The following is a 5,643-nucleotide window of genomic DNA, read 5'->3' on the forward strand; positions in this document are numbered from 1 at the left end:
GCGCCGCCAGCCGCACCCCGGCGTCGATCACCACGTCGCCGGCGCGGACGTCGTCCCCCGGGCGGCGGATGAACTCGCCCGGCGACCGCGGCGCCACCACCAGCACCGCAGTGGGGTCGGTGTCGCTCACCCTCGTGTCCTCGACCGGCACCACACAATCCGCGCCCTCGGGCACGGGCGCGCCGGTCATCACCTTGCAGGCCTCGTCGTCGTCGACCCCGTGACCCCGACCGTCACCGGCGTGCACCGCCCCGACCACCCGCAGCCGCGCCGGCGAATCCGGCCCCGCCCCGGCGATGTCCACCGACCGCACCGCGTAGCCGTCCATCTGCGAGTTCACGAACAGCGGCAGGTCCACCGACGCCCGCAACGGCACCGCCAGGACCGAGTCCGCGCACGCCGCCAGCGGAAGGTGCGTGCTCCGCGCCGCCCGCTCCAACACCGGCGCCAGGTGCGCGCGCAGCAGCTCGCGGTACTCGGCGGGGGACGGACGGTCGGGCCGGTCGGGCAGGGAACTCATGTCCCCACGGTAACCGCGTTGTACTGTGCCTACGGCGCGCGCGGGTGCGGCCGGACGCAGCGAGAGTGGGGAAGACGTGGGTCTCTGGTCGGTACACGGCGACGGCAGGAACATCCGACCCGGTGAGGTGGTCGCCCCCATGGAGCGGCTGAGCTGGCCGCGCACCATCGGGATCGGCGCGCAGCACGTGGTGTCGATGTTCGGCGCGACGTTCGTGTTCCCCATCATCATGGGCCTCAACCCGCAGCTGGCGATCCTCTTCTCCGGCGTGTGCACCCTGCTGTTCCTCGCCGTGGTCAAGGGACAGGTGCCCAGCTACCTCGGCACGTCCGTGGCATTCGTCGGCGCGGTCGCGGCGATCCGCGCGCAGGGCGGCACGAGCGCCGAGGTCACCGGCGCGATGCTCGTGGCGGGCGCGACGCTGCTGGTCGTGGGCGTCGTCGTCCATCTCGTCGGCGGCCGCGTGGTCACGGCGGTGCTGCCGCCCGTGGTCACCGGCGCGGTCGTCATGCTGCTCGGCTTCAACCTCGCTCCGGTCGTCGCCGAGACGTACTGGCCCCAGGACCAGTGGGTCGCGCTGGCGGTGATGGTCGTGCTGATCCTCATGACCGTCGGGCTCAAGGGCTTCGCGGGGCGGATCGCGATCTTCCTCGCCCTCATCTTCGGCTACGGCCTGTCCTGGGTGCTGGACCTGGCCACCGGCCCGATCACCTCCCTCGACGCCGGCTCCGGTGAGGTGGCCGAGCACCTGCGCGTCGACTGGTCGGGCGTGTGGGACGCGCCGTGGATCGGGCTGCCGCCGATGACCGACGAGGCCGCCGGCGTGGTCGGCATCCACGCGCCGAGCTTCTCGCTGGCGTTCGTGCTGCTGGTGGTGCCGGGCGTAATCGCGCTCATCGCCGAGAACGCCGGGCACGTCAAGGCGATCGGGGAGATCACGCGGACCGAGACCGACGGCCTGATGGGCCGCGCCCTCGCCGCGGACGGTGCGGGGACCGTGCTGGCCACGTCGTTCGGCGGGTCGGCGACGACGACGTACGCCGAGAACATCGGTGTGATGGCCGCGACCAAGGTGTACTCGACGGCCGCGTACGTGGTGGCCGCGCTGACCGCGATCGTGCTGGGGTGTTCCCCCAAGCTGGGTGCGGTGATCTCCGCGACCCCGGGCGGTGTGCTGGGCGGCATCACGGTGGTGCTCTACGGGATGATCGGCCTGCTCGGCGCCAAGATCTGGAAGGAGAACCGGGTCGACTTCGGCAATCCGTTGAACCTCGTGCCGGTCGCGGCGGGTGTGGTGATCGCGATCGGCGACACGACCCTGCAGATCACCGACGACTTCCAGCTCGGCGGCATCGCCCTGGGTACCCTGGTGGTGGTCCTGGGTTACCACCTGGGACGGGCGATCGCGCCGCAGCTGCGCGGCCAGGCCGAGCGCGACGAGATCCACGAACTCACGCTGCTGGGGCCCACCCCGGACGTCACCGCGCTGGAACGGCGGCCGGAGGACGAGTGAGCGGGGCACGGCGCGGGCCCCTACACTCGGGGCCACCTACACCTTAGAGGGGAGGTGGCCGCCGTGACCGTCCCGGACACCCGCCGCGCACCGGGCGCGGGCCCGCACACACGCCCCGCGACGCCGCTGCTCGTCGACTCCTTCGGCCGCGTCGCCCGGGACCTGCGGGTCTCGTTGACCGAGAAGTGCTCGCTGCGCTGCACGTACTGCATGCCCGAGGAGGGGCTGCCGCCGATCCCCGACGCCGCGCGGATGACGGCCGACGAGGTGATCCGGTTGGTGGCGCTGGCGCACCGCGAGCTGGGGGTGCACGAGGTCCGCTTCACCGGGGGCGAGCCGCTCATGCGGTCCGACCTCGAGCGCATCATCGCCGGCACCCGTGAGGCCTGCCCGGACCTGCCCATCGCCATGACCTCCAACGGGGTCGGCCTCGAGCACCGCGTCGGTCGGCTCGTCGAGGCCGGGCTGGACCGCATCAACATCTCGCTGGACACGGTCGACCGCGCCGAGTTCGCCGAGCTGACCCGCCGCGACCGGCTGCCCTCGGTCCTGCGCGGCGTGCGGGCCGCCGTCGAGGCAGGGCTGGATCCGGTCAAGGTCAACGCGGTGCCGCTGCGCGCGACCCTGCACGGCGCGCCCGACCTGCTGGAGTGGGCGCTCGCCGAGGGCGTGCAGCTGCGGTTCATCGAGGAGATGCCCCTCGACGCCGAGGCCACCTGGTCACGCGCGGAGATGGTCACCGCCGCCGACGTGCTGGACTCCCTGCGGACCCGGTTCGAGCTGGTCCCCGCGGGGCGCGAGGACCCGTCCGCGCCGGCCGAGCTGTGGCGGGTCGCCGGCCACACGGTCGGGGGCGCGCCCGCTACGGTCGGGGTGATCGCGACCGTGACCCGCAACTTCTGCGCGGCCTGCGACCGTACCCGGCTCACCGCCGAGGGAACGGTGCGGTCGTGCCTGTTCAGTGACGACGAGACCGACGTGCTCGGCGTGCTGCGCTCGGGCGCCCCGGACTCCGAGGTCGCGGAGATCTGGCGGGGCGCGATGTGGGGCAAGCAGGCCGGGCACGGGATCGGCGGTACTGCCTTCCACAGGCCGCGGCGGTCGATGGGAGCTATTGGTGGTTGACGTGTCAGTGTCGAGCGATAGAGTTGATGATGTGAGCAGCACACCGGATGTGGGACGGGCGCCGCGGGTGATCACCGTGGGCTACTACGCCGCGGCGGAGGACGCCGCCGGTACCGCCCGCGAACGACTGCACACCCACGCCACCACCGTCGGGGAGCTGGCGCGGGAGGTGTGCGAGCGGCACGGTGAGCCGCTCGCCAGCATCGTCACGGTGTCCTCCTTCCTAGTGGGCGACGAGACCACCCGGGATCCGAAGACCCCGATCGACGGCGTCTCCGCCGTCGATGTACTGCCCCCGTTCGCCGGCGGCTGAGCGATGAACCGGAGCCGGGGGGTCGGCGTGCTGACGATCGCCCTGGCGTGCACGGTGGTCGGTGCCTGCGCGACGCAGGAACCCGAGGACGAGACCACGACCATCGGGGTCGCGGCCGCCCCGTCGTTGACCGCGGCGTTCACGGAGATGATCGACATCTTCGAGGACGAGCATCCCGGGGTCACCGTCAGCCTCGAGCTGGGCCGGTCGGACACGATCGCCGCCGGGCTGCCGGGGCGTGACGACATCAACATCTTCGCCTCCGCGAGCGAGGAGGCCATGCAGCAGGTGGTGGACGCCGGCGTGGCGGTCGACCCCCGCGTCTTCGCCCGCAACCACGTCGTGGTGGCCGTGCCGTCCGGGAACCCGCGCCGGATCACGGGGCTGCGCGACCTCGAACGCCCGGACCTGCGGGTCGGGCTGTGCGCGATGGACGTGCCGTGCGGGAAGGCCGCGGAGACGCTGCTGTCCGCCGCGGGCGTCGAGCCGCCGGGCGTCGAACGCGACTCGGGCTCGCGCGCCCTCGCCGCGCGCCTGGCCGACAACGACGTGGGCATCGTCTACCGGACCGACGTCGCCGCCTCGCACGGCTGGGTCGCGCAGGTCGAGGTCGACCAGCGGGACCGCGAACTCGCCCAGACGGCGGGGACCACGCGGTACTCCGTGGCCAGGGTCGTGCGCGGCGAGGAGGGGGCCGACTCGGAGGGGGAGCGCGCGGCGACGGACGATTTTTTGGAACTGGTCGTCTCCGACCGGGGCCGACGCGCCCTCGAGAACACCGGGCTGGCCCCGCTGCCGCAGTGATCGCGGGGAATCCCCCCGTCGGCCGCGGAAAATCCGCACGTCGGGAAGGTATTTGGCCGGGCCTAGACTCGGCGATATGAGCACTTCGGCGCCCCGCTCCCCGTCCCGGCGGACGGGATCGTGGCACCGGCGGGCGACCCGGCCGGTGCAGGTGTGGATGATCGCGCTGGTGGTGCTGGGCGTGGTGCACCGGTGGGTGCCCGCGTCCACGTGGACGATCATCCACGTCTTCACGCTGGGCCTGCTCACCAACTCGATCCTCGTCTGGGGCCAGCACTTCACCGAGACGCTGCTGCACCAGCGGCCCGCGGAGGAGTCGAGGGCGGTCCAGGTGCGCAGGATCATGGTCCTCAACGCGGGGATCGTGGCGTTGGTCGCGGGGATGATCGGGGCGTGGCCGATCGCGATCGTCGCCGGCGCGACGGTCGTCGGCGGAGCGGTCGCCTGGTACGTGGTGGATCTCGTCCGGCAGATCCGCGCGGCCGCCCCGACCCGGTTCCGGCCGATCGTGCGGTATTACGCGGTCGCGGCGGCGTTCCTGCCGGCCGGGGCCGTCGCTGGCGCGGTCATGGGGGTCGGCGTCGACGAGGAGTGGGGCGTGCGCCTGCGGGCGTTCCACCTCGCCGTCAACGTCCTGGGATTCGTCGGCATCACGGTCCTCACCACGCTGGTCACCTTCTGGGCCACGGTCCTGCGCACCCCGATGGCGCGGGGCCAGGACACCGCGGCGATCCGTTCCCTGGCCGTCATGGCGGCGGCGGTCGTCGCGGCGGCGGGAGCCTCGCTCGCAGGGCGGAGCCGGTGATCGCCGTGGCGTTGGGCGCGTATCTGCTGGCCGTGCTGTGGCACCTGGTGTACCTGGTCCGCGCCGCACGCAGCGCGCCGCCGCGGGAGTTCGCCTCGATGAGCATCGCCTGCGGGCTGGTGTGGCTGCCGATCGCGCTGGGATGGGCCACGTGGCTCGTCGCCACCGGCCGAATGGCCGACCTGGGCGACGTGACCGCCCCGCTGCTCGCCGGCGCCGCCGCCCAGATCCTGTTCGGCGCCATGAGCTTCCTCATGCCCACCGTGATGCGCGGGGGGCCTGCGGCCGTGCGCGCGGGGATGGTCGAGATGAACCGCCTCGCGGCGTTCCGCCTGGTCCTGGTCAACGCCGGGCTGACCGTCTTCCTCGCGCCTGGCGGGACCAGCTGGACGCGGGTCGTCGGCTCACTGCTGGCGTTCGTGGGGTTCGTCCTGTTCCTGCCCGTGATGATCCGGGCCGTCCGCGCGCAGTTGCGGGTGATCCGCGCGGCCGCAGCGGCGCGGGAGGCCGGGGAGAAGCCCGCCCGGGTCACGGCGGACACGGCCCGCGCGGAGATCGCCCCC

The 5,643-nt window shown here is 73.0% G+C and carries 5 protein-coding genes and 2 pseudogenes; 6 read left to right on the plus strand and 1 reads right to left on the minus strand.

Going from position 1 to position 5,643, the window contains the following annotated elements:
• Positions 1-520: pseudogene (locus tag HMPREF3086_RS15325) on the minus strand (molybdopterin molybdenumtransferase MoeA); the annotation flags it as partial.
• Between the two features lie 139 nt (positions 521-659).
• Between HMPREF3086_RS15325 and HMPREF3086_RS15330 the strand changes: the two are divergent.
• From HMPREF3086_RS15330 to HMPREF3086_RS19695, 6 genes and pseudogenes are all read left to right on the plus strand, one after another.
• A complete protein-coding gene (locus HMPREF3086_RS15330) occupies positions 660-2,033 on the plus strand; it encodes a uracil-xanthine permease family protein (RefSeq protein ID WP_061914278.1) in 1,374 nt (457 codons plus the stop codon).
• Between the two features lie 54 nt (positions 2,034-2,087).
• Positions 2,088-3,158 carry a GTP 3',8-cyclase MoaA gene (gene moaA, locus HMPREF3086_RS15335; protein WP_061914252.1) on the plus strand — a complete coding sequence of 357 codons (1,071 nt, stop codon included), beginning with the start codon at positions 2,088-2,090 and terminating at the stop codon, positions 3,156-3,158.
• Positions 3,159-3,189: 31 nt separating this feature from the next.
• Entirely contained in the window at positions 3,190-3,471 is a 282-nt protein-coding gene (locus tag HMPREF3086_RS15340) for a MoaD/ThiS family protein (protein ID WP_232303011.1), read from the plus strand.
• Positions 3,472-3,474: 3 nt separating this feature from the next.
• Entirely contained in the window at positions 3,475-4,275 is an 801-nt protein-coding gene (locus HMPREF3086_RS15345; RefSeq protein ID WP_061914248.1) for a molybdate ABC transporter substrate-binding protein, read from the plus strand.
• A 76-nt stretch (positions 4,276-4,351) separates the two neighbouring features.
• Positions 4,352-5,080, plus strand: coding sequence for a hypothetical protein (locus tag HMPREF3086_RS19690; RefSeq protein ID WP_243699683.1), 729 nt, complete (start codon positions 4,352-4,354; stop codon positions 5,078-5,080).
• Positions 5,077-5,643 (plus strand): annotated as a pseudogene (locus tag HMPREF3086_RS19695) (nitrite reductase); the annotation flags it as partial. The gene HMPREF3086_RS19690 and the pseudogene HMPREF3086_RS19695, both read left to right, overlap by 4 nt.

This window comes from Dietzia sp. HMSC21D01, assembly GCF_001815995.1.
Classification (GTDB): domain Bacteria; phylum Actinomycetota; class Actinomycetes; order Mycobacteriales; family Mycobacteriaceae; genus Dietzia; species Dietzia cinnamea.

Excerpts from the sequence above, each read along its gene's own strand:
- HMPREF3086_RS15345 (WP_061914248.1), top strand. The coding sequence starts at position 3,475 with ATGAACCGGAGCCGGGGGGTCGGCGTGCTGACGATCGCCCTGGCGTGC.
- HMPREF3086_RS15330 (WP_061914278.1), top strand. The coding sequence starts at position 660 with ATGGAGCGGCTGAGCTGGCCGCGCACCATCGGGATCGGCGCGCAGCAC.
- HMPREF3086_RS19690 (WP_243699683.1), top strand. The coding sequence starts at position 4,352 with ATGAGCACTTCGGCGCCCCGCTCCCCGTCCCGGCGGACGGGATCGTGG.